Raw genomic sequence first — 1225 nt, 5'->3', positions numbered from 1 at the left:
TCTTCGATATCTATCGCAGGCGTTGTCTCATAAATATCGACCCCTACTTGCAAACAGATCCGTTTTAGCTCCCGCACTTGTTTGCAAGGATTTAACAGACCCGTCTGAGTCTCGTACATGCCTGCGAGAAATTTATCGGTTTTGAACGCTTGTGCTAGCGCCTGTTTTGGCTGCCAAGACATATCACCATCTAGACCTAGTTTTTGAAACAACTCATAGGTCTTGCTCAGCCTTTTGGCTTGCCTGTCGGAATAGGCGACTCGAAACATACCCGTGTGCTGATAATCAGACTCAAACTCATGCTCGTGCACTAAGTTTTGTACATGGTTGACGGCTTTGATCATATATTGATGCGCTTCAATGGTCTTTTGCTCGCCCCAGCGCAGCGCCGTTATCTCAGGCTCCAAACCAAAGAGCTTCATACTAAAGCCGCCATTGCGACCACTGGCCCCATAACCGATTATCGCCGATTCAATGACCACGACCCTAGCATTGGGATTGATTTTTTTGAACTCAAAAGCGGTGCTAAGACCACTAAAACCGCCACCGATGATACAAACGTCGGCGCTTATATCCGTATCAAGCGCAGGATTAGGCTTATAATGACCATAGTCTTGTAACCAAAAAGATTTCTCTTGGTATATCTTGTGCTGATTAGCAGTCATGATTACCTCCTGATTATCCTGACATTTATAACTACTGTCTTTTACAATAATCTATAGGGTATGTTTAGCAGAATTTACATACGTCATACAGTATAGTCTTGTAGGTTTGTTACTCTCTAATAGAGAAATCAACAATAACATCATGGTAATCATCAATGAAGATGCTGACTATAATCAGTTCAATATAAAACCGATACAGCGAGATTGAAATGGTTTTTTTGCAGCATCGAGCGGCGTAGGCACAGCACGCAAGAAAAAATTATTTCAATCTGTGCCAAAATACGACGTATCTGTTTTATTTAGTATCGACTATAGACAGTATTAACGCTGCACCGATACCTAGATGCTGATGCACTAGTCCCTACAACAAACAAAAAGGAGCCCATCATGGCTAATAAAGAAAAAGTAAAAGCGGTAAAACAGGCGATTAAAGACGCTCAAGCTGAAATCAAAACGCAAAAGAAAAATATTAAAGATCTCAAAAAAGACCTTAAAAAGGCCAAAAAAGAAAAACCTGAAAAGAAACAAAAAAAGGCCAAAAAAGACAAGTAAGGTTTTTA

General features: G+C 40.6%; 2 protein-coding genes. One reads left to right on the top strand and one right to left on the bottom strand.

What is annotated here, in order from left to right; all coding sequences use genetic code 11:
- Window positions 1–665: NAD(P)/FAD-dependent oxidoreductase (locus ACTXGO_RS14070; RefSeq protein WP_443574955.1), on the bottom strand; the 665-nt coding region annotated here is incomplete at its 3' end.
- 387 nt (window positions 666–1052) lie between these two features.
- Here ACTXGO_RS14070 and ACTXGO_RS14065 point away from each other — a divergent pair.
- Window positions 1053–1217, top strand: coding sequence for a hypothetical protein (locus ACTXGO_RS14065; RefSeq protein ID WP_317200790.1), 165 nt, complete (start codon window positions 1053–1055; stop codon window positions 1215–1217).
- Window positions 1218–1225 lie beyond the last annotated feature (8 nt).

This window comes from Psychrobacter sp. T6-1 (genome assembly GCF_052258445.1).
This window is presented reverse-complemented; position numbering and strand designations above follow the sequence as displayed.